Raw genomic sequence first — 21,558 nt, 5'->3', positions numbered from 1 at the left:
ATGACGGCCTTGCTGATCAGTGCGCTGCTGTTTCTCGCCGCCATGCTGCTGATGCTGAGCAGCTGGCTGGAGCAGCGCCGGCGCACGCGCCAGGTGACCGAACGCCTGCTGGGACACCTGGCGCGCGACAACCCACTCGGCAACTGGCTGCATGTGCTGGGCGACAGCAAGATCGGCCAGCATGCGGTCAGGCTCGACAACGAAACCCAGTTGCTGCTCAACCGCCTGGGCTGGCGCAGCGCGCGGCAACGCTCGCTGTTCGCCGCCTGCCAGATCGGCGTACCGATTCTCGCCCTGGGCCTGACCCTGGTGATCCAGGGGGTGTTTTTCCCGGCGGCGAAAAACCACTGGGTCGCCCCGGTGTTCGCCCTGAGCCTCGGCTACCTGTTGCCCAAGCGTCTGCTGGCCATGGCCGCCAGCAGGCGGCAGAAACAATTGGCGGTCGATATCTCCACCTTCATTCCCCTGCTGCGCATCCTGTTCGAATCGGGCATGGCGGTAGAACAGGCCCTGCGGGTGTTGAGCAAGGACGCGCAGAAACTGCTGCCGGCCCTGACCCAGGAATTGCGCCTGGTGCTGGCCCGGGTGGATTCCGGCCTGGAACTGGGGGAAGAACTGAACAAGTCCGCGCGACTGCTGGCCGTCGATGAGTTCACCGACACCTGCGTGATCCTTCAGCAACTGATCCACCAGGGCGGTGGGGCGATGAAGTCGTTGCAGTCGCTCAAGCTGCTGCTCGATGACCGGCGCCTGACGCGCCTGCAGGAATACATCTCAACGATGTCGGCGAAAATGTCCGTGGTGATGATGCTGTTTCTCTTCCCGGCGCTACTGATCGTCCTGGCCGGACCTGGCGTCAGCGCCATTGCCCGGGCTTTCGCCCAATAGATAGAAGGACGCCGCGGCTCACAGCGAATGACAAAAGCCGGCCTGCAGGACGCAGCAAACCCTCGGGACTGCCGGGGTTTGCTGCGCGTCGGGAGGGATCAGTGCGCGGTCACGCGCTGGCGCAACCCCGAGTTGCTGGGTGCCAGCGCCAATGCCAGTTGGGTGCGGTTGTGCATATGGGTCAGGCGCAGTACCTGGGACACATAGAGCTTCACGGTGTTTTCCGTGATCCCCAGTTCACAGGCGATCTGGTAGTTGGTCTGCCCCTTGCCCACCAGGCGAGCCACATCCAGTTGCCGGGGCGACAGCTGGCTGAAGATCGCCGGGATTTCGACCTGCTCCACCTCGCCGCCGCCCTGGTCCGACGCCTGCGTCGTCGGTGGCGCGAGTGGTGCGCGACGCACTTTGTCCAGATCCTGGTACAGGTCGTCGATGGATTCGGAAAGGAACTGCAGCTTCTGGTTCAGATGCCCCAGCTGCAGGTTTTTCTGCCGCTCCTGCAAGGTCGCTTCCTGGCGCTGCAGGCCGGCCAGCAGTTCATCGAGGTCGATGGGTTTCTGGTAGTAATCGGCGATACCGGCGCGCAAGGCCTTGATCACATCCTGCTTGTCGGCCTGGCCGGTGAGCATGATGGCTTCGAAGACCCGATGCTTGCCGGCGATACGCTGCAGTTCCTGCACCAGCTGGATGCCATCGAGATCGGGCATGTGCAGGTCGCACAGCACCAGGCCGATTTCAGCATCTTCATTGAACTGCTGGATCGCCTGACGGCTGGACTCACAAGGGACACAGCGATAACCGCTGCCTTCAAGAAACTCGCAAAGCTCTTCGACTATCAGCGACTGGTCGTCGACCACGAGTACTTTGATGCCGGATATAAGCTTGTTCACGCGCAACTCCATGCCTGGCAAGCCCAAGACGAATGTTCCTGCCCTGCCGCGTCCACTTCGGGCAGGTACAGGATAAACGTAGACTACTTTCCGACTATGTACATAGAGATAGGCCGCACGACGACTAGCGGATCCACAGCAGGGTCAGGGCCATGCCGACAAGGACAAAAGGGGCAAAGGCGTACTTTTGCCCCTGCCGCGGATCGAGGTGGCGCAACGACCTTGCCAGCGGTTGGTCGGCAGCGGGCAACAGCCTGGGCGCGAGCAGCCACCACAGGCCGCTGGCCAGCGCGGCACCGATGAAGGTACCCAGCAGGTGCAAGGGGTCGGACGCCAGCCCCAGGGCCGCCAGGAGCTTCACGTCACCGCCGCCCATCCGACCCAGCACATAGCCCGGCACGGTCAGCAGCAACGCCAGCAACAGCGCCTTGCCCCCGTCCACCGCATCGGCGCCCAGCCAGGTGTTGCCGGCCCACAGCAAGTAACCCAGCGCCAGCAGCGCGACCCCCAGGGTCAAGCCGTTGGCGAGATGACGCTGGCGGATATCCTGCACCGCACACAGCCCCAGCCAAGCCAAGAGAATCCAGTTCTGCATCGGTTAAAAAACATCCCTTCTGGCTGAATGATCCTATGCTGACATGACCCACTAGCAGTCAGGGTAGACGCCGCCGTGAAAGTGAACCTGCCGGGAAAACAAAAAGGTACCGTGGCCATCGAGTTCGCCATGGTCTTCATCATCTTTTTCGCCGTGTTTTATGGCCTGGTCAGCTACAGCGTGCCGCTGTTGATGGTGCAGTCCTTCAACAAGGCGACTGCCGAAGCGGTGCGGCGCAGCGTCGCCCTGGACCCGACCATGCCCGGTTATGACGCCGCCCTGATAGCACGCGCGAAGACCACATTGCGCGAGCAACTGACCTGGATTCCGGAGGCCTTCGACTTCGACGCCAACAGCGCCAGCGATGCCACCGTGACTTACGCGGGCGGCCTGCTCACAGTGCGGGTCCACTACTCCACCGACAAGCTCAGGCAGGTCATCCCCTTCCTGGTGCTGCCGGGCATGGGCAGCGTGCCCGCCCTGCCGGCGAACCTCAGCGCTCAGTCGAGTCTGCAATTTTGAGCTCGGGCGACAAACTCCTCGGGCGCTTTCTCGGCCGGACCACGCCCCAGGCGCTTCCTCCCGCGCCACCCCTGGCCACGCCCGGGGTCGGCCTGCTGGTGCATCTGGACCACAACGCCCAGGTGCTGCAAATGACCGGCCCGCTGCGCCACGCCCTGGCCCAGCCACCGGCCGCCGAGGGACCGGCGCCGCTGCTGGATTACCTGCTGGCGCACAGCGCGCTGAGTGTCGAAGGCAGCCCTGGCGACTGGCAGGGGCACGTGCTCGACCTGGACTTTCAGGGGGCTGGCGGGCAAACCCTGCACCTGCGCGGCTGGGTACAACCGTCCACCCAAGGCTGGTTCCTGCACCTGCTGGATATCGGCGACCTGCTGCTGGAACGCCAGCAGGCGCAGCAGCGCCAGGACTGCCAGCAGTTCACCGCGCAGATCAGCGAGCAACTGCGCCTGTGCAGCCTCTTCCGCCTGCCCGAGGTGCTGCATGAGCAACTCCATGCCCTGGCCCAGCACTGGCATATCCCCTGCCTCGCCCTGGCGCTGCTCGACGACCAGGAACAGGGTTGGTACATCCATGGCCTGTATCAGGCCGCCGAGGCACCGCAGCTGTGGCACAAGGGCCAGGTCCTGGGTACCGGGCTGGACAGCCTGAACGGCAATGCCCCGCAGTCGCTGACCTTCACTCAAGGCCTCGGCGACCATCCGCGCCTGCAACGTGCGTTCGGCAACAGCGAGGGCTTTGTCGTGCCCTTTCGCGACGATCATGGCGTCGCGGCCTGGCTGCTCTGCGGCTTCTACCCGGCGCGCCAGCTGGCACCGCAATTGAGCGAACGGGACTGGCTGCAATTGAGCGCCGCCCTGGCCGGGCCCCTGCTCGGACGCTTGCGCGAACAACAGCACCATCACCAGCTGGAGCGCCTGGAGGCCCTGCAAGGTTTGCTCGGCACCGGTTGGTGGGAGCTGTTCCCGCAAAACAACGAGATCCAGCTGGCACCGCAGCTGGCCCTCAACCTGCTACTGGAACCCCAGACCCGGCGCCTGTCGCTGCAGGCCTGGCTGGCCCTCATCCACCCCGCCGATCGCCAGGAGCTGAGCAGCCGCCTGCAGGAGTTGCGACAGGGTAAACCCCTGCTGCTCTGCGTACGCTTGCAACGGGCCGACCCGCAGTTGCCGGCCATCTGGTACCGCCTGCAGGGGCAAGCCCTGGGCATTGGCCAGAACCAGCGTTTTGTCGGCTTCATGCTGGACATCAGCGACATCAAGAACCAGGAACAGCAGGCAGCCGCGGCACACGCCCGGCTGGACAACCTGATCGCCCATTCGCCGGCAGTGATCTATGTCCAGCGCTATGTCGAGGGCGCGCTGCAGCCGACATTTTTCAGCGACAGCCTGCAACCGCTGCTCGGCTGGAGCCTGAACGACTGCAACGACGGCGCCCTGGCGGAACGGGTGCATGCCGACGACCGCGACCGCTACTTCGAGCGCAACCGGCAACTGCTGCGCGAAGGCGCGGTGCGCAGCCGCTACCGCCTGCTCGACAGCCGTGGCGAGTACCACTGGGTGCTCGACGAGGCCAGGCTGCTGCGCGACGACCTGGGCATGCCGGTCGAGGCCGTCGGCCTGTGGCTGGACGTCACCGACGCCACCCTGGCCGCCGAGCAGATCCGACTCAGCGAGGAGCGCTATCGGATCCTGGTGGAAGACTCCCCGGCGATGATCTGCCGCTACCTGCCCGACCTGACCCTGACCTTCGGCAACCGGCCCCTGGCGACCTACCTGGAATGCCCGCCCGAACAACTGGCCGGGGCCAACCTGGGTGACTGGCTGTCCGCCGAACAACACGCCGCCTTCGTGCAACGCATCCGCCAGCTGACCCCGGAATTTCCGGTCAGCACCGCGGAAATCAACCTGCAACTGCCGGGGCGCGAACACGCCTGGTGGGTCTGGTCCGACCGCGGGGTATTCGACGCGCAAGGGCGCCTGCGGGAGATCCAGGCCGTCGGCCGCGACAATACCGAAGTCCGTCGCTCCCAGCTGCAACTGATGCAAAGCGCGAAGATGGCCACTCTGGGTGAAATGGCCACCGGGCTGGCCCATGAAATCAACCAGCCGCTGAATGTCATGCGCATGGCCATCGTCAACGTGCTCAAGCGCCTGAACAACGGCGACGTGCAACTCGACTACCTGCAGGACAAGCTCAAGCGCATTGATGCCCAGGTCCAGCGGGCCGGCCGGGTGGTGGACCATATGCGGGTGTTTGGCCGCAGCTCGGAGATCGAGCAACAACCTTTCGACCCGGCCCAGGCCGTGGAAGGCTGCCTGTCGCTGCTGGCCGACGGCATGCGCGGCAAGGGCGTGGAATTGCGTATCGCGCCAATCGACTTCAAGGTGCAGGTCCGCGGCCACGTCGATCAGCTTGAGCAAGTCTTGATCAACCTGCTGGTCAATGCCCGGGATGCGCTGCTCAGCCGGCGCGAGCAGGATCCGGACCTGCGGCCGTGGATCGCGATACGCGCCGAGCATGACCCGCAGCGGGTGCGGCTGCTGGTCGAAGACAATGCCGGCGGCATCGACCCACGCCTGCTGGGGCGCATCTTCGAACCCTTCTTTACCACCAAGCCGGTCGGCGTGGGCACCGGGCTCGGGCTCTCGGTGAGCTACGGCATAGTCGAGAACATGGGCGGGCGCCTGAGCGTCAGCAACACCGACGCAGGCGCCTGTTTCTGCATCGAACTGCCGCTGGTACAGAGCGATCAGAGCACCAGGTAAGCCCGGCCGGCCTGGCCGCAACTGAGGTTGGCGCCCACCTCGACCCGGCCCAGATCGATGCCCAATACCGCCAGGACATTGTTCAGCAGCGGGTCCAGCAACGGGCCGAGCAAGGAGCCGATCGCCGTGGCCAGCAGGCTGACCACGCCGTTCAACGCTGACAACAGGGTATTGAGCACCACCCCGAGCAGGCTGCCGATGGTGGGTGGATGCTGAATCAGCGAGATGCCGGTCAGCGACTCGCGCAGGCTGCTGACCACATTCGCCGCAGTCACGCTGTGCCAATCGTCGTCCGCCAGCTCCTGCTTCATTTTCGGTGGATTGACGAAGGTGAAATTCGGCTCGTGGGTGCCGGCGATCGAGGTGTCGATCATCACCTCGCTGCCGCCGCCGGCAAACGAGGTACGTGCCCCGCAAGGACCAGACAGCCCCTGGCAGGCCCTCGCGCCGATATCCACCAGCGGCAACGGGCTCACGCTGACCTGAGCGGTCGAAGACGCCCAGTTGCTGGCGTCCACCCGACCGACCTTGAGCTTGACCGCGGCGGTGGTGGTGTCGACGGAAAGGCTGTTGTCGCTGTCGCTGACGCAGGTATAGCCGGTGACATGGCTGTCGCCGGCCGCCACCTCAAGGCTGACATCCAGGTTCGCGCCGTCCGGCAGGATCAGCAGGTCGGTCTTTACGCAGGAGCCGCCGAGGATACAACTGAGGTTGGCGCTGAGCACCGTGTTGAGCGTGACCACCACCGGCGACAGCAGGGTATTCACTGCCTGCAACACGCTGTTGATCAGCGAGAGATCCACCGTCAGCAATGCGCGCACCTGAGCGGTACGCACATAGATGCGATTGGGCCCCAGCGGGTCGGCGGCGGCCAGTTCCGGGTTGCCGATCGCGAACTCGGGGGGTGACACGATCTTGACCCGGGTGGTGACGCCCGCCAGCCCCAACACACTCACCGGCAGCTCGACGGCCGCGGCACTCTGGCTGCTGGCCAGTTGCAGGAACGCCTTGACCAGGCTCAGCAGCTGGACGTTGGCATCCAGCCCGGAGTCCGCGGTGCCGGTCTGCAACTTCAACAGGTCACCCAGCTTCACCGGAACCGTATTGATCGCAGCGGCCTTGATGCTGCCCAGGGCTGTCAGCACCTCGAGGGTGGCGCCATTTCTCTCGGCCACGCTAATGGCGGTCTGGAGCAGTTGGGTAATGTCGGTATCGACGTCGAGCAGCTCACTGTAGTTTCCGGCGCTCACATTCAGGTCGATGGCCAGCTGATTCAGGTAACTCAGCAGGCTGATGTCGGTATCGACCAGGCCTTGCCAACCGAGCAGGCTGACATTGATCGCGCTACCCGCCAGGCCACCGAGGGCCCCGTTCAACAGGTTGAGATCGACCAGCGTGCTGCGAATCGTCAATTGCGCCAGCGGCGGCTTGGGCTGAGCCGCCACCGCCGTGGCACTCAATGAAGTCGTGGCGCTAACGGGATTGTCGGAAAACAGATTGGTTACGCCGAGGGCAATGCTGGTGGGCACCCTCTCACTGACCACCACCCGGATGGCGCTGGCCTGGCTGGCGTTGGGGCTGAAGGTGCGCAGGTTGTCGGCACCGGTCTGCAGCGAGCCGCAGGTGGCTGTCAGTTCACGTTTGTAAATATCCGGATTATCTGGATCCGATACCACAAAGCCGTTGCGCGCCGCGCTTTCTTTCGCATACGTATCAGCGCTGCCCCCCGCCTGGCAATTGCCACCCCGCGCCACCGCCTCCAAGGCGGCGTTATCGGCCACTCGCTGCAACTCGCGCTGATCCAGGTACAGGCGCCCGCTGTCGACCACCACCAGCGTGCACAACACCGCCGTGCCCAACGCCAGCGCCCCTATCAGACCAATAGCGCCACGCTGCCGAGCCGGTCCGGAAAACTGCGTGCGGGAAAACATGAAGCACTCCTTTGCCGGCGCACCGCCGGGCGCAACCTCCGCTGGGTGAAAGGAGTGTAGTCAAGGCTGCAACACAACGCTGGCGACCTGCCAGCGCTGTGTTTGGGAAGTGGCCGCGGTGGAATGCCGCGACTTACCTGGGTGGATAGTTCGCCAGGATCCGGCCGACGGTCTCCCTGATCGCCGTGCTGCGATCGGCGGGGTTCGGCGTGCTGCTGAGTATCTGCTCGTCGCTGCCGCGCCACACCAGCTTGCCGTCCTTGCCATCGAGCAGGTCGATCTGGATGGTGGCGACCTTGTAGGTGATGTTGCGGGTTTCGTTGTACATCGGCGCGCCCCAGTAGCCGTTCCACGGGCCACCCCAGCCGCCGCCGTAATTGGTGGTGACCTGCTGCTGGCGGTTCTCGACGATCAGGTAAGTCTGGACGTTGAGATCAGCCTTTTTGCCCGCCGCGGCCGGACGCAGGCCGCGCTGGTCCAGTTGGTCGCTGACCGCCTGGCGGATGCGCTGTTCGGTCAGGTCGCTCTTGATCCGCGGATCGTCGGGGCGGTATTGCAGGGCGGGTTCCTTGAAGCTCCAGCTGCGATAGGCAGCGAAGTCGCGACTGGCGTCGAAGTCATGGTTGACCTGGTTGGCGGCGCAGGCGCTGAGCAGCGCGGCCACGGCCAGTAAAGCAAGAGGGCGGAACATGATGTGTCTCCAGAAGAGCAAATGCACCTGAAGGGATGTCGCTAGGTCTGTACGAAAGTTGGCGAGCGAAGCCTGTTTTCAACCCAGCCCATCGCGCAGCTTCGTACGGAGCCTAACTAGGAGGATACGCCGCCATGGCCTTTTCCACAGCCTCGCGCAACGCATCGGCGCGCTCGCTCAGGCTGCCCTGGCTCGAGGTTTCCGCGCTGGCGCTCCACACCGGCTGGCCACTGCCGCCGTCGAACAGGTTGACCCGCACCACCACGACTTCCACCTCGTAGGTACGCACCACCGGCACTGTGTTGTACATGCCGTAGCCGGGGCCGTAGCGGTTGTAGCCATAACCTCCGTAACCGTAGCCGTAGTCGTCCTGCACCTGGCGCAGGCGCTTTTCCAGGTGCAGGTCGGCGCTGACCCACAGGTCCGCCGGGCGGTTGTCGTGCAGCGGGCGCAGGCCGCGCTGGTCGAGGGCATTGCTGACCGCCTCGGCGACCTGCGCCGAATCGGCCCAGGCCGAGCCGTTGGGCAGGCGCCCGTCGCGCCAGGCCCAGCTGCGATAGCGGCCATAGTCGCGCTGGGGCGCCGGATAGGCGCTGCGGTCGAAGGTGCCGGCCGCCTGCGGGGGCGCCGGCGGCAACGGATTGGAACTGGCGACATAGGGATTGGGGCTCTGGCAGGCCGCCAGCCCCAGGGACATCACAAGCAAACCAGCGTGGCGTTTCATTTCGGGCTCCGCTCAGACCGGACGGCAAATCCAGTGCAGGTAACGCCCAAGCCCGGCAAAGCTTGGGTGACGACGATAGGCCAATTCCATTTCCAACAGATCCAGCAACTCGGCGCGGGCCTGGAATTCCACCGGCATGTAGTCGTGGAAAACCCGTACCCCGCTCTGGGTTTCGACCCGCCACAAGCCGTCGAGTTGCGCCGCCAGCTCCCGTGGATCGAGGGGCTGTTGCGGGGTCAGGCTCTGCTTCTCGCCGGCCATGTCGTTCTTGCGCATCTTGCGAAAGTGGCCCTTGAGCAGGTTGCGATAGATCAGCGCATCGCGGTTGTAGAAGGCCAGCGACAGCCAGCCGTCCTGAGTGGTCAGTTGATGCAGCACCGGCAGGATCGCGTGGGGCTCGGCCAGCCATTCCAGCACCGCATGGCACAGCACCAGGTCGTAGGGTTCGGTGAGCTGGCCCAGCAGGTCCTGCCAGGGCGCCTGGATAAAGGTCGCCTGCTGGCCGGCCTCGGCGAAGCGCTGGCGGGCGCCTTCGAGCATCGGTTCGGCCGGCTCGGCCAGGGTCACCTGATGGCCACGCTGGGCCAGCCACAACGACATGTGCCCCAGCCCGGCGCCGATATCCAGCACCCGCAGCGGCCGGTCCGGCAAGGCTTCGGCCAGGTCCGCCTGGAGCACCGCCAGGCGGATCGCGCCCTTGGCGCCGCCGTAGATCTTTTGGGCGAAACGGGTCGCCAGCTGGTCGAAATGACGATCGCTCATCAGCTGAACCGCCGTTCGCTGTCGGCCAGCTTGCTGCGCACCACCTGCTCCAGGTCCAGGCCCAGCTCGCTGCACAGCAGCAACAGGTACAGCACGATGTCACCGACTTCCTGGCCGGCGTGGGCCAGCTTGTCCGCCGGCAGTTGCCGCGACTGGTCTTCGCTCAGCCACTGGAAGATTTCCACCAGCTCGGCCATCTCCACGCTGGCGGCCATGGCGAGGTTCTTCGGGCTGTGAAATTGCCGCCAGTCATTGCGGTCGCGAATGGCGTGCAGGCGTTGGGTCAGTTCGTCTAGGTTCATCGGGGTCTCCTGAAGGCGTATAGCTTCGGGGGGATGGCGAGTGAAGGCAAGGCCCGTACCGCCCCTCTCAATCGATAACGCTGAACTCGACCCGCGCCGTCTGCCCGCCTTCGTCCAGCACGCTCAGTTGATAAGGCCCCAAGCGTTCGAAGCTGGCGTTGATACTGTCCTGGTTGGCACTCTCGCCCAGCGGCTCGCCGTTGACGAACCACCAGCGCCGGCCGCTGCCGCCCAGGGCCGACAGCTTGAGCCGCAGCAGTTCCTGGCTGGCCGCCGGGCGACGCAACCGATCGCCCTCGCGCACGCCGACGATGGACAAAGGCGCCGCTGCCGCCAGGGCTGGCCCCGGGCAATCCGGGTCGTTGGCCGGCAGGCGCGCTTCACGCCGTTCGATGCGCGGCAGCCAGGGCTCCAGCGGCGCCGGCCACAGCGCGATATCCCGCGCCTGCGCCCCCGGGCACTTGGCGTCGACCCGCAGGCCCTTGGCATTGACCCAGACTTTTTCCAGCAGGCCGACCCCCAAGGGTTGATCCGCCGCCTGCAAGGTCGGCGGTGTGGTGCCGTCCAGGGTCCAGGCGAAACGCTGGCGGCGGCAGTTCGGATCGCTGCGGCTCATGGGCTGGCCCAACGGCCAACAGATCGCCGCCACCCCGACATTCATCGGCACCGGCTGTACCGGCGCGCCGATACCGCGCTGGCTGTCGCGGTTGATCAGCACATCGTGCACTTGCAGCATCAAGGGCGCCGCCGAGGCCAGGCCGAACTGGCCCGGCACCGGGGTGCCGTCCGGGCGGCCGATCCAGATGCCGATCAGGTAGCGCGGCCCGACGCCGATCGCCCAGGCGTCGCGAAAGCCATAACTGGTGCCGGTCTTCCAGGCCAGCACCGGGCGCTGCACCAGTTCGGCCCGCGGGTCGCGGTCCGGGCGCGCCTGGCCGCTGAGAATGCGCCGCACGATCCACGCCGAACCGGGGGACAGCAAGGGCCGCTCGCGCAACTCATCGTCCGGTTGCAGGCGGAGGCTGGCGCTCTTGCCGCCACGGGCGAAGGCGCTGTAGCCGCTGACCAGGTCCTCCAGGCGGCTGCCGGCGCCGCCGAGAATCAGCGCCAGGTTCGGTTCCGCCAGCGCCGGCAGGGTCAGGGGCATGCCGCCGATGCGCATCTCGGCGGCAAACCGTTTCGGTCCGTAGGCTTCCAGCAGTTGCACCGCCGGCAGGTTCAGCGAGGTGGCCAGGGCGGAGCTGGCCGACACCGCGCCGCTGAAGCCCATGGAAAAATTGCCCGGCCGGTAGTCGCCATAACGCCGTGGCACGTCTTGCAGCAGCGATTCGGAATGGATCAACCCGGCATCCAGCGCCATGCCATAGAGGAAGGGCTTGAGGGTCGAACCCGGCGAGCGCATAGCGCTGATCATGTCCACATGGCCGAAGCGCCGCGCATCGTTGATATCCACCGAACCCAGGTAGGCGCGCACGGCCATGGTCTGCTCCTCGACCACCAGGATCGCCGCCGAGGTGTGTTCCGGCAGGCGCGCGCGCCAGCCCAGCAGCAGGTCTTCCAGGCGGCGTTGCAGGTTGGCGTCCAGGGTGGTGCGGATCAGCGGCGGGCTGTCCGGACGGTTCAGCCGCCGCGCCAGCAAGGGCGCCAGGCTCGGCTCCAGGCGCGGCGCCAGCAACAGGGGTTCCTGCAAGGCTTCGTCCACCGCCGACTGCGGCCAGACCTGGAACTGCGCCAGGCGCTGCAACACCTTGTCCCGGGCCGCCTGTGCCCGCGCGGCATGCCGGTCCGGGCGCAGCCGGCTCGGCGCCTGGGGCAGCACCGCCAGCAGCGCGGCTTCGGCGTGGGTCAGGTGCTGCGGCGACTTGCCCAGGTAAGCCCAGCTGGCCGCGGCCACCCCTTGCAGGGTGCCGCCGAATGGCGCGCGGTTGAGGTAGAGCGTGAGGATCTGCTGCTTGCTCAGGTGCCATTCCAGCTGCGCGGTGCGCCACAGCTGGCGCAGCTTGCCGTGCCAGGTTCGCGAATGCGGATCGAGCAAGCGCGCCACCTGCATCGACAGGGTGCTGCCGCCGGACAACACCCGCCCGCCGGTGAGGTTCTGCCAGGCAGCGCGCACCAGCGCCATCGGGTTGACCCCGGGATGGCTGTAGAACCAGCGGTCTTCGTAGGTCAGCAGCGCGTCCAGGTAATAGGGCGAGACTTCGTCGGTGCGCACCGGATAACGCCAGACCCCATTGGCATCGGCGAAGCGCCACAGTGGCGTGCCATCCTCGGCCAGCACCACCCGCGCCAGGTCATCCTTGGGCAGCGGCAGCGGCCAGATGCGATCGGCCAGCCAGAGCGCGGCCCACAGCAGCAACAGGCCGCCCAGCACCATCCGCAGGATGCGCCAGCCACGGCGGCCGCCCGGTTGCGCCGATGGCAAGCCGGGCGACTTTGCCTGGCCGGATATTCGCCACCAGAAACTGCGCAGGCGCGATACAACTAATCGAAAAATCAAACCCGCGAACCTCTATGCTTGGAACGGAACTCGCCAGCGCGATTGATGGCCAAAGGCTCGGGTCTGGCAAGCACGCCAACTTTTTCATCAGGATGCACGCATGCAGGTAGAAAGCTTTTTTGAATGGCTCGGCCAGGCGCTGGGCTCGGTCATACGGTTTATCGTCGATGGCCTCAGCGGTCTGTTCAACGCCCTGACCAACGCCGGCGGCAACTTTATCGACGGCCTGTCGCGGGCGCTGGGCATGGACACTTCGATCATCAGCATCATCACCCTGATCGTCGGGCTGATGCTGCTGTACTCGGCGGTCCGCGCCTTCATGCGCGCCTCGATCGTCATGGGCATCATCTGGCTGCTGCTGGGGCTGTGGCTGCTGAGCTGGGTAGTGCACTGACCGCCCGACAGTTGATCGCCGGCAAGCTCGCGCCTAGCGGGGCGAGCTTGCCGCAATCCCCTTCTCAACGCCCCTTGATCACCATCTCCGGCAGGGTTTCACCCACGGCCTGCCAGTTCGGCCGGTACATCGACTCCACTTGCGGCGGCGGCACACGGTAGGTGCCGGGCGTGACCGCCCGAGCCAGGTACAGCAGGTGCGTGACGCTGTCGTAGCCGTCCAGGTTCAGCGCCGCCACGTAGCGGTCATCGCGGAACTCCTGGTGCTTGAGGCTAGCGTTCTGCATCGACTCACGCCATTCCTTGACCTGGCTGCTGGCGTTTTCCAGGCTGGCGGCGCTCTGCGCCAGGTTCTGGTTTTCCAGCTCCAGGCCGGCCGGCAGCAGGTCCACTACCAGCGCATCCGGCACCCGTTGCTTGGCGCTGACCGCCAGGTGCACCAGCACCAGGTCGCCGCTGCCCAGGGCCCGCAGGTCCAACGGCTGGCCGTTCATTCCCAGGTATTCGCGACGAATGCTCAGGTTCTCGCCACCGGCCAGCGGCGCATGCTGTGGATAACCGGAAATGGTCAGTTGCTGGTACACCGGTTCGCTGCCCTGATTGCGCACCGACAACGGCGACGCCAACAATGCGCCTTGCAGTTTCAGGCCCGGCTGGCCGTTGTTCAGCTCGCGGCTTTCGGCGTCGCTGCTCAGTTGCGCGGTCCAGTTGGCTTCCGGCTTGCCCAGCAGGCCACGACCGGCGAGGAACAGCGAGTTGCGCTCCTGGGTCGACAGGTACGGGCTGGCCGCCAGTTGGTCGGACAGCTCGAACAGCCGCTCCTCGCGCTTGCCCTTGGCCAGGTCGTTCTCTTCCAGCAGCGCCAGGATCAGCGCCTGATCCCGTAGCGGGCTGCCATAGTCGGCCAGCCAATCCTTGCTGTTGCGCGAGGCCGCAAGGCCGGCGGTCAAGGCCTGCTCGGCCCGTGGCTGGTCGCCCATTTTCTGCAGGGCGATGGCCAGTTGCACCAGCGGCAGGCCGGAGCGGGCATCGGTGCGCCGTTCGAACAGGCTGCGCAGCGCGCCCAGCGGCGCCTGTTGACTGCGCGCCAATACCAGCCCGGCGTAGGCCTGCACGGCAAAGCGCGTGTGCTCGGCGTTTTCGCTATAGTTGACCTCGATCAGGTTGCGCTCCTGCAGGTAACGCAGCAGGCGTTCGTTGGCCTTCTTCAGCGCCTCGGCCGGCACCGCGAAGCCCTGGTCGCGGGCCCGCAGCAGGAAGTCGGTGACGTAGGCGGTCAGCCAGTATTCCTCTTCGCCGTCCGCGCCCCACAGGCCGAAGCTGCCGTTGTAGCGCTGCATGCCCAGCAGGCGTTCGATGCCCAGCTCGATCTTGCGCTTGCGCTCGGCATCCGGCTCGCCTTCCAGGCCCAGGCGTTTCAGGCTGACGGCATCGGCGTACAGCGCCGGGTACAAGCCGCTGGTGGTCTGCTCCAGGCAGCCGTAGGGGTAGGCCTTGAGTGCGCGGATCTGCTCGCCGAGGTTCAGCGGTGGCCGGCTCGACAGGCTCAGCAGCGCTTCGCGCCCGGCCGGTTCGAACGCCGCCAACTCGCCTTCCGGCAGGCTCCACGGCTGATCCTTGAGCACCGCGCGGTAATGCCTGAGCAACGCCGGATAGGCCGGTCGCACCCCCAGGGTCCATTCGCGGCTGAACGGCGGCAGGCTCTCGCCGGGAAGATCCAGGCCATTGACCAGCACCTTGACCTTGCCCTGGCCGAAGCCGCCCAGCGCCCGCACCGGGATACGCAGCGTGGTGCGCTGGCCCTGGGTCAGTTGCACGCTCCGGTGGGTCTCGTTGACCAGCGCCAGCTGCCCTTCGGCGCTCAGTTGCACATCGAGTTTCTGCGCCTTGCCCGAGAGGTTGGACAGGTCCAGCGCCAGGGTAGTCTGGTCGCCGCCGGCGAGGAAACGCGGCGCCGACAGCTCGGCGATCAGCGGCGCGGCGATCACCGTCTTGCCTTCGGCCATGCCGTAGCGCTCGTCGGTCCAGGCCTGGGCCATCAGGCGCAGCTCGCCGTTGAAGTCGGGGATATCGACGCTGACTTCGCCTTCACCCTGTTCGTTGAGGGTCACCGGCGCGCTTTGCAGGGCGACGATGGTGACGCTGGTGTCCGGACGCTTGCCGCCCTTGGCCAGCGCCGCGTCACCACCGAAGGCCAGGCTGGCCAGGCGGCCCTGGCCGGCCTCGATCAACTGCCCGTAGATATCCAGCTGGTCGGCGCCATAGGCCTTGCGCCCGAACAGGCTGGAGTACGGGTCTGGGGTCGGGTATTCGGTGATGTTGAGGATGCCCACGTCCACCGCCGCCAGCAGCACATGAGCCTCTTTCGGCACACTGCCATCGGCGTTCTTCGCCTGGATCTTCACCTTGAGCGGTTGCTTGGGGCGCATTTTTTCCGGCGCAGTCAGGGTCAGGCCGAGCTTGCGCTGGGTGCGATCCAGCGGCAGGTGCAATACGCCCACCGCGCGTTTGGGGGTGATGTTGGCCTTGCGCTCGCCGGGGCGGATGACCAGCGCACTGACGTACAGGTCGTGGCGCGCCCACTTCGGATCGAGCTTGATCGCATAGCTCTTGCCCTCGGCCGGCACGTCGATTTCCTGCCACCACAGCGGACCGTCACTGGACTCCACCAGCAGGTAACCCTTGCCGGCGGCCGGCGGGGTCACCGTGACGTTGGCGGTGTCGCCGTCGCCATACAGCGGTTTGTCCAGCGCCAGCTTGACCTGGTCGGGGCGCACCGCGCCGCCTTCGGCGTTGTCCTGGGAGCGGTAGCCGGCCCAGAAACGCAGGCTGCTGACCAGCCCGGTCTGCGGATCCTCGACCTCGACGCGATAAGGGCCCCACTCCACGGGGAAGCTGACCTTCGCGGTATCGCCAGCCTTGATGCTCAGGGTCTGTTCGTCCTGGGTGAGGAATTTCTCGTTGAAGTGATAACTCCAGCCATCGCTTTCCGAATAGTTCCAGTAGTAGTCGCGGCGCTCGCGCACCAGGCGCACCTTGAGGTTGTCCGCAGCCAGCTTCTGGCCTTCATTGTTGGCCACCAGCAGTTCGAATTCGACCGGGCCATCGCCGTCGGTTTCCGTGCCGTCGAACAGCGCCCGCAGCCCCGGCAACCGGTCCGCCGGCCACACCGGCAGCACCACCCGCCGGGTGATCGGGCGACCGCCCGATTCCTGCAGGCTGCCCTGGACGATCAGTTGCAGCGGCGAACGGGCCCCGGCCCATTTGCTTTCCAGGGCGATCACTTCTTCGCCGTTTTCATCCAGCGTCGACTCCTCGATCTCCAGGTCCTGGCTCAGCTCTTCTTCGGTGATCGAGCCGAACTGGTAGCCCGGCAAGGCCTTGACCGCCTCGCGCAGCGGCCGCACGTAAAGCTGGCCGCTCAGGCGATTGCCGGCGGCCGGGGCGCCATACAGGTAACGACCGTTGACGCTGATCTCGACGGCCTCGTCCGGCTTGAGCGGTGTGTCGCTGCCCTTGAGTTCCAGCGCCAGGCGCTCGGGCAGGAAATCTTCCACGAGAAATTCGTACAGCTGCGGCTTGCCGTCGCCGAGGTCGAACACCAGCTGCCAGCGCCCGGTCGGCGCTTCGCCGGCCAGTTGCAGTTGGTACTGATACAGCCCCGAGGCATCGGCGTCCCAAACGAACTTGCGGCTGACCTGCTCATCCGGCCGGCGTACTTCGACGCTTACCGGCTGCGGCTTGACCGCATTGCCATCCTTGTCCCGCAGCAGCGCGTTGAGCAGCACGGTTTCGCCGGGGCGATACAGGTCGCGGGGGCCGAACACGAAGAACTGCAACGGATGGGGCTGTGGGCCGCCGATATTGAATTCGGCCAGGTCCAGGGCGGAGCCGTTCAAGCGCAGCAGGCTGGTCTGCTCGCCCTGGTGGGCCAGCAGCACTTCGGCTTTCTTCGGCAGCGGCAGCTCGGCATGGCCACCCTTCTCGGTCTTGCCCTGGCCGAGCACGCGGCCTTCGCCGTCCAGCAGTTCCAGGCTGACGCCGTCCAGCGCCTTGCCGCCTTCCAGGGCCTGGGTAAAGACATCCAGGTGGTTCTGGTAACGGTGCACCGACAGGCCGATGTCGCTGAGGGTGAACAGGGTCGCCGGTTGCGAATAGTTGTAGGTGCCCGAGGCGCGCATCACCGCCAGGTACACGCCCGGCTGTTGCAGCGGCTTGAGCCCGGCGATCGGCAGCAGCAGGGTTTCCCGGGTATTGCGCGCCGGGTTGAGGTCGAAGCGGCCGCCATACACCAGGTCGGCCATCGGCAGCAGTTCGCGGGACTCGTAACTGTGCAGGCTGTTATTGCGCCCCCACTGGGCGAGGAACACCGGCAGCGACTCAGGCTTGATGCGGAAGAATTCGACATCGACCTTGTCGACGTTCAGCGCGATCACCGGCAGGCCCTCGGCGAGACGGGTCGGCAACAGGGTGCCGCGGCTGGCGAAACCAACCGTGGCTTGCAGGTCGCGGGTTTCCAGGCGGCTGACGTATTCGGCGGCCAGGGTCGCGTCGTTCACTCCGCGCAGCCCGGCGTCGACGGTCAGCACCAGTTTGCGCTGCGGCTCCAGGTGGCGCAGGCGCAGTTCCATGAAGTTGTCCGACAGCTCCCAGGCGCCGTCGACCTTGCCGCTCTTGCTGTCCACCAGATGCAGCTTGTCGGCGAACTTCTGCTGCGGGTCCAGGGGCACCGAGAAACTCACCGACAGCGTGCTGGCCCCGTCGAGCTGCACCTCGGACACGTCCACCACGCTCAACTCGCGACCGGCGTAGCGTTGCTTGAGGACAGCGACATCCTGCACGGGCCGAGCCTTGGCCGCGGGCACCGCCGCTGTCGGAGCCGAAGTGGTCGCCGCCTTGTCGGAGGTCGAGGAATCGCAAGCGCTCAGCAAGGCCAGCGCACAGGCCAGGAACAATCCTTTGTTAAGCATGGGGCACTCATAGGCAGGAGTATCGAAGGGTTGAACTATATCTCACCGCCGTCCGGCTGGCTGTGGCGCAGCGCACATTGATCGATAGAGGGCCCATCACCCGCAGCTTCTTTGTAGGAGCGAAGCTTGCTCGCGATCAGCCGCGAAGCGGCGCTTGCGCTGCCTGAGCAGACCCGGAAGAACATGAGTGAACATGCCGACGCCAATCGCGAGCAAGCTTCGCTCCTACAGGATTTGCGGCGTGATTGGGGTGGCATGGCCGGCCGGGCAAGCAGCTACAATGCCGGCTCTCGCAAGGAGCCTGCATGTCCAGCCTGATTTCTGCCTGGCGCCACCGTCCGACCCATGGTCGGGTGTGGGCGCTGGCCGCGCCGATGATTCTTTCCAATATTTCCGTGCCGCTGGTGGCGCTGGTCGACAGCACCGTCATCGGCCATCTGCCCCACGCCCACCAGCTCGGCGCGGTGGCGGTCGGCGCCAGCCTCTATACCTTCCTGGCCTGGGCCATGGGTTTTCTGCGCATGGGCGCCACCGGCTTTGCCGCCCAGGCCGCCGGGCGCGCCGACGGTGCGGCGCTGCGGCAGATCCTGGTGCAAGGCCTGCTGCTGGCCATGGGGCTGGCCTTGCTGCTGGGCGCCATAGGCGTGCCGCTGAGCGGCGCGGCCTTGCAGTTGATGCAGCCTTCGGCCGAGCTGGACGAAATGACCCGGACCTTCTTCCATACCCGCCTGCTCGGGCTGCCGGCGGCGCTGGCCAGCATGGCCCTGGTCGGCTGGTTCCTCGGCACCCAGAACGCCCGCGCGCCGCTGGCGATCCTGCTGAGCACCAACCTGATCAACATCGCCCTCAACCTGTGGTTCGTGCTGGGCCTGGACTGGGGCGTGGCCGGCTCGGCCAGGGCCTCGGTGATCGCCGAGTGGACCGGCGCGCTGATCGGCCTGGCCATGACCCGCCCGGCCCTGCGCGCCTATCCGGGGCGGATTGCCTGGGCGGCGTTGCAGCGCTGGGCCAGCTGGCGACCGCTGCTGGCGGTCAACCGTGACATCTTCATTCGCAGCCTGGCCCTGCAATCGGTGTTCTTCCTGATCACCGTGCAAGGCGCGCGCCTGGGGGACGCCACCGTGGCCGCCAACGCCCTGTTGCTCAACGGCCTGCTGCTGACCGCCCACGCCCTGGACGGCCTGGCCCATGCGGTGGAGGCCCTGTGCGGCCACGCCATCGGCGCCCGCGATCGCCTGGCTCTGCGCCGTTCGCTGGTGGTGGCCGGCGGCTGGTCGCTGCTGGCCAGCCTCGGCTTTGCCGTGCTGTTCCTGTGCGCCGGGCACCTGTTCATCGAGATGCAGACCGATATCGCCGAAGTGCGCCAGACCGCCTTCATCTACCTGCCTTACCTCGCCGCCCTGCCGCTGATCGCGGTCTGGAGCTACCTGCTGGACGGCCTGTTCATCGGCGCCACCCGCGCCCGGGAAATGCGCAACGGCATGCTGCTCAGTGTGCTCATCACCCTGCCCTGCGCCTGGGCCTTGCAGGGCCTGGGCAACCACGGCCTGTGGCTGACCTTCCTGCTGTTCATGCTGGTGCGCAGCCTGACCCTGCTGGCCTTCGCCCTGGGGCTGCGCCGGCACGACGGCTGGTTCGCTCCGGCCCGCTGAGCCTTCCGGCGAGCATAAAAAAACCACCGCAAGCGGTGGTTTTTTTCGAACGGTCGACCTATCAGGAAGACAGGTACGACGAGCGGGTCAGGCCCAGACGCAGGGCGTCGAGGAACTGGGTACGCTCGCTGGCGCTGATCTTCGCGCTGGCCACCTTGTCGCGGTAGTGCGTCATCAGCTCTTCCGGCGACAAGTGCACGTAGCGCAGCATGTCTTCGATGGTGTCGTGGGTCTCGATGCCGGCGTGGTACACGGTGCCGTTCGGGTTCTGGTAGATGTTCACCGAGTCGGTATCGCCGAACAGGTTGTGCATGTCGCCGAGGATCTCCTGGTAGGCACCGACCAGGAACACGCCCAGCAGATAGTCCTCACCCTCTTTCAAACCATGCACCGGCAGGCTGGTCTCGATGCTCTGCTCGTCGACGTACTGGTTGATCTTGCCGTCGGAGTCGCAGGTCAGGTCTTGCAGCACCGCGCGGCGCAGCGGCTCTTCGTCCAGGCGATGCAGCGGGATGATCGGCAGGACCTGGTCGATGGCCCAGGTGTCCGGCAGGCTCTGGAACACCGAGAAGTTGCAGATGTACTTGTCGGCCAGCTTGTCGTTGAGTTCGTCCAGCACCTGGCGGTGCGAGCGCTGGCGCGCCTTCAGCGAGTTGTGCAGGCGCCGGCACACGGCGAAGTAGCACTGCTCGGCCAGGGCTTTTTCGGCCAGGGTCAGCTTGCCGTCGGCGTACTGGGCGGCCACGTCGCTCATGTAGTGGGTGGCGCGCCAGTAGGTTTCGGTGACCATCTCGATGTCGGTCGGGCCCAGCAGGTCGACCAGCCATTGCACGGTTTCCGGCAGGCTTTCCTTGTTCTCGATCAGCGGCACGTCGTCGTTGTGTTTCTCGACGTCGGTCACCTGCACCACCAGCATGGCGTGGTGCGCGGTCAGCGAACGACCGCTCTCGGAGAAGATGTGCGGATGCGGCAGGCTTTGCGCGTCGCAGAATTCCTTGAGCATGCCGACCACGACACCGGCGTAGTCGTCCATGTCGTAGTTGATCGAACTGGCGTTGCGCGAGTGAGTACCGTCGTAGTCCACGCCCAGGCCGCCGCCGACGTCGATGTGATCCACCGGCAGGCCGAGGTTGCGCAGCTCGCCGTAGTAACGGATGGCTTCCTTGAAACCGTGCTGGTAGTCCGCCAGGTTGGCGATCTGCGAACCCATGTGGAAGTGCAGCAGGCGGATGCCCTGGTCCAGGCCGGCGCTGCGGAAACGCTCGACCACCGACAGCAGCTGCGCCGCCGACAGGCCGAACTTGGATTTCTCGCCGCCGGTGTCGGCCCACTTGCTCGATGCCAGGGACGACAGGCGCACACGCAGGCCGACCTGCGGCTTGACCTTGAGCGTGGCGGCCTCTTCGATCACCAGGGCGACTTCGGACTCCTTCTCGATCACGATGAACACGTTGTGGCCCAGCTTCTGGCCCATCAGCGCCAGGCGGATGAACTCACGGTCCTTGTAACCGTTGCAGACGATGGTCCCGCCTTTCGGCGCCAGCGCCAGCACCGCCAGCAGCTCGGGCTTGGAGCCGGCTTCCAGGCCGATGGAGACGTTCTGGGTGGCGATGATGTTCTCGATCACCGCTTCCTGCTGGTTGACCTTGATCGGGTACAGCGCGGTGTACTTGCTCTGGTATTCCAGGCGCTCGATGTTGGCGTCGAAGGCACCGGTCAGCTGGCGCACGCGGTCCTGCAGGATATCCGGGAAGCGCACCAGCAGCGGCAGGGACAAGCCGCTCTTGCGCAGCTCCTCGACTTGTTCGAACAGGTCGATAGGCGAACTGTTCGGGCCGTTCGGACGAACTTCGACGCGACCGGCGTCATTGATCGCGAAATACCCGGCCCCCCAATGGCGAATCCCATAAACACTGCGGCTGTCCGCAACTGTCCATTGGCTGCCATCGTCTTTGCGTGTGCGTCGTACGGACATC

General features: G+C 65.9%; 16 protein-coding genes. 6 read left to right on the top strand and 10 right to left on the bottom strand.

Annotated elements, in window-relative coordinates; translation table 11 throughout:
* The gene (locus DK261_RS17760) at window positions 1–888 is read left to right on the top strand and encodes a type II secretion system F family protein (RefSeq protein ID WP_009046791.1); all 888 of its coding nucleotides are present in this window, start codon (window positions 1–3) and stop codon (window positions 886–888) included.
* A 98-nt stretch (window positions 889–986) separates the two neighbouring features.
* On the opposite strand, the gene DK261_RS17755 is transcribed toward DK261_RS17760, so the two are convergent.
* Window positions 987–1,778, bottom strand: a complete 792-nt coding sequence (locus DK261_RS17755) for a response regulator transcription factor (protein WP_009046790.1) — start codon at window positions 1,776–1,778, stop codon at window positions 987–989.
* 124 nt (window positions 1,779–1,902) lie between these two features.
* Window positions 1,903–2,373: a prepilin peptidase gene (locus DK261_RS17750; RefSeq protein WP_038630516.1), complete on the bottom strand. Its 471-nt coding sequence runs from the start codon at window positions 2,371–2,373 to the stop codon at window positions 1,903–1,905.
* 75 nt (window positions 2,374–2,448) lie between these two features.
* Here DK261_RS17750 and DK261_RS17745 point away from each other — a divergent pair, with 75 nt between their 5' ends.
* Window positions 2,449–2,895 carry a TadE/TadG family type IV pilus assembly protein gene (locus DK261_RS17745; protein ID WP_110176081.1) on the top strand — a complete coding sequence of 149 codons (447 nt, stop codon included), beginning with the start codon at window positions 2,449–2,451 and terminating at the stop codon, window positions 2,893–2,895.
* On the top strand, window positions 2,892–5,660 hold the full coding sequence (locus DK261_RS17740; protein WP_110176080.1) for a PAS domain-containing sensor histidine kinase: 2,769 nt from the start codon (window positions 2,892–2,894) through the stop codon (window positions 5,658–5,660). Before DK261_RS17745 ends, DK261_RS17740 begins: the two co-directional genes overlap by 4 nt.
* Here the strand turns inward: DK261_RS17740 and DK261_RS17735 are convergent.
* From DK261_RS17735 to pbpC, 6 genes are all read right to left on the bottom strand, one after another.
* The gene (locus DK261_RS17735) at window positions 5,645–7,591 is read right to left on the bottom strand and encodes a TadG family pilus assembly protein (RefSeq protein ID WP_110176079.1); all 1,947 of its coding nucleotides are present in this window, start codon (window positions 7,589–7,591) and stop codon (window positions 5,645–5,647) included. The genes DK261_RS17740 and DK261_RS17735 overlap by 16 nt on opposite strands.
* Window positions 7,592–7,724: 133 nt before the next feature.
* Window positions 7,725–8,282, bottom strand: coding sequence for a DUF4136 domain-containing protein (locus DK261_RS17730; RefSeq protein WP_110176078.1), 558 nt, complete (start codon window positions 8,280–8,282; stop codon window positions 7,725–7,727).
* A gap of 112 nt (window positions 8,283–8,394) precedes the next feature.
* Window positions 8,395–9,006 carry a DUF4136 domain-containing protein gene (locus DK261_RS17725; protein WP_009046784.1) on the bottom strand — a complete coding sequence of 204 codons (612 nt, stop codon included), beginning with the start codon at window positions 9,004–9,006 and terminating at the stop codon, window positions 8,395–8,397.
* A 12-nt stretch (window positions 9,007–9,018) separates the two neighbouring features.
* Window positions 9,019–9,768 carry a methyltransferase gene (locus DK261_RS17720; protein ID WP_016703782.1) on the bottom strand — a complete coding sequence of 250 codons (750 nt, stop codon included), beginning with the start codon at window positions 9,766–9,768 and terminating at the stop codon, window positions 9,019–9,021.
* A complete protein-coding gene (locus DK261_RS17715) occupies window positions 9,768–10,070 on the bottom strand; it encodes a MazG-like family protein (RefSeq protein WP_009041990.1) in 303 nt (100 codons plus the stop codon). The genes DK261_RS17720 and DK261_RS17715 overlap by 1 nt, the downstream gene beginning before the upstream one ends.
* Window positions 10,071–10,137: 67 nt before the next feature.
* A complete protein-coding gene (pbpC, locus tag DK261_RS17710) occupies window positions 10,138–12,444 on the bottom strand; it encodes a peptidoglycan glycosyltransferase PbpC (protein ID WP_110176107.1) in 2,307 nt (768 codons plus the stop codon).
* A gap of 223 nt (window positions 12,445–12,667) precedes the next feature.
* Between pbpC and DK261_RS17705 the strand changes: the two genes are divergently transcribed.
* On the top strand, window positions 12,668–12,961 hold the full coding sequence (locus tag DK261_RS17705) for a hypothetical protein (protein ID WP_007921634.1): 294 nt from the start codon (window positions 12,668–12,670) through the stop codon (window positions 12,959–12,961).
* A gap of 64 nt (window positions 12,962–13,025) precedes the next feature.
* On the opposite strand, the gene DK261_RS17700 is transcribed toward DK261_RS17705, so the two are convergent.
* Window positions 13,026–17,930, bottom strand: a complete 4,905-nt coding sequence (locus tag DK261_RS17700) for an alpha-2-macroglobulin (RefSeq protein WP_110176077.1) — start codon at window positions 17,928–17,930, stop codon at window positions 13,026–13,028.
* Between the two features lie 126 nt (window positions 17,931–18,056).
* Between DK261_RS17700 and DK261_RS32900 the strand changes: the two genes are divergently transcribed.
* Both DK261_RS32900 and DK261_RS17695 read left to right on the top strand, forming a co-directional pair.
* Entirely contained in the window at window positions 18,057–18,248 is a 192-nt protein-coding gene (locus DK261_RS32900) for a hypothetical protein (protein ID WP_138984938.1), read from the top strand.
* A complete protein-coding gene (locus tag DK261_RS17695; protein ID WP_053268124.1) occupies window positions 18,236–19,582 on the top strand; it encodes an MATE family efflux transporter in 1,347 nt (448 codons plus the stop codon). Before DK261_RS32900 ends, DK261_RS17695 begins: the two co-directional genes overlap by 13 nt.
* A gap of 61 nt (window positions 19,583–19,643) precedes the next feature.
* On the opposite strand, the gene speA is transcribed toward DK261_RS17695, so the two are convergent.
* The gene (gene speA, locus DK261_RS17690; protein ID WP_009046779.1) at window positions 19,644–21,557 is read right to left on the bottom strand and encodes an arginine decarboxylase; all 1,914 of its coding nucleotides are present in this window, start codon (window positions 21,555–21,557) and stop codon (window positions 19,644–19,646) included.
* Window position 21,558: the final 1 nt, after the last annotated feature.

It is taken from the genome of Pseudomonas sp. RW409, from assembly GCF_003184125.1.
GTDB lineage: Bacteria > Pseudomonadota > Gammaproteobacteria > Pseudomonadales > Pseudomonadaceae > Aquipseudomonas > Aquipseudomonas chlororaphis_I.
This window is presented reverse-complemented; position numbering and strand designations above follow the sequence as displayed.

Excerpts from the sequence above, each read along its gene's own strand:
- DK261_RS17760 (WP_009046791.1), top strand. The coding sequence starts at position 1 with ATGACGGCCTTGCTGATCAGTGCGCTGCTGTTTCTCGCCGCCATGCTG.
- DK261_RS17750 (WP_038630516.1), bottom strand. The coding sequence starts at position 2,373 with ATGCAGAACTGGATTCTCTTGGCTTGGCTGGGGCTGTGTGCGGTGCAG.
- DK261_RS17735 (WP_110176079.1), bottom strand. The coding sequence starts at position 7,591 with ATGTTTTCCCGCACGCAGTTTTCCGGACCGGCTCGGCAGCGTGGCGCT.
- DK261_RS17730 (WP_110176078.1), bottom strand. The coding sequence starts at position 8,282 with ATGTTCCGCCCTCTTGCTTTACTGGCCGTGGCCGCGCTGCTCAGCGCC.
- DK261_RS17725 (WP_009046784.1), bottom strand. The coding sequence starts at position 9,006 with ATGAAACGCCACGCTGGTTTGCTTGTGATGTCCCTGGGGCTGGCGGCC.
- DK261_RS17720 (WP_016703782.1), bottom strand. The coding sequence starts at position 9,768 with ATGAGCGATCGTCATTTCGACCAGCTGGCGACCCGTTTCGCCCAAAAG.
- DK261_RS17715 (WP_009041990.1), bottom strand. The coding sequence starts at position 10,070 with ATGAACCTAGACGAACTGACCCAACGCCTGCACGCCATTCGCGACCGC.
- pbpC (WP_110176107.1), bottom strand. The coding sequence starts at position 12,444 with ATGGTGCTGGGCGGCCTGTTGCTGCTGTGGGCCGCGCTCTGGCTGGCC.
- DK261_RS17705 (WP_007921634.1), top strand. The coding sequence starts at position 12,668 with ATGCAGGTAGAAAGCTTTTTTGAATGGCTCGGCCAGGCGCTGGGCTCG.
- DK261_RS17700 (WP_110176077.1), bottom strand. The coding sequence starts at position 17,930 with ATGCTTAACAAAGGATTGTTCCTGGCCTGTGCGCTGGCCTTGCTGAGC.
- DK261_RS17695 (WP_053268124.1), top strand. The coding sequence starts at position 18,236 with ATGTCCAGCCTGATTTCTGCCTGGCGCCACCGTCCGACCCATGGTCGG.
- speA (WP_009046779.1), bottom strand. The coding sequence starts at position 21,557 with ATGTCCGTACGACGCACACGCAAAGACGATGGCAGCCAATGGACAGTT.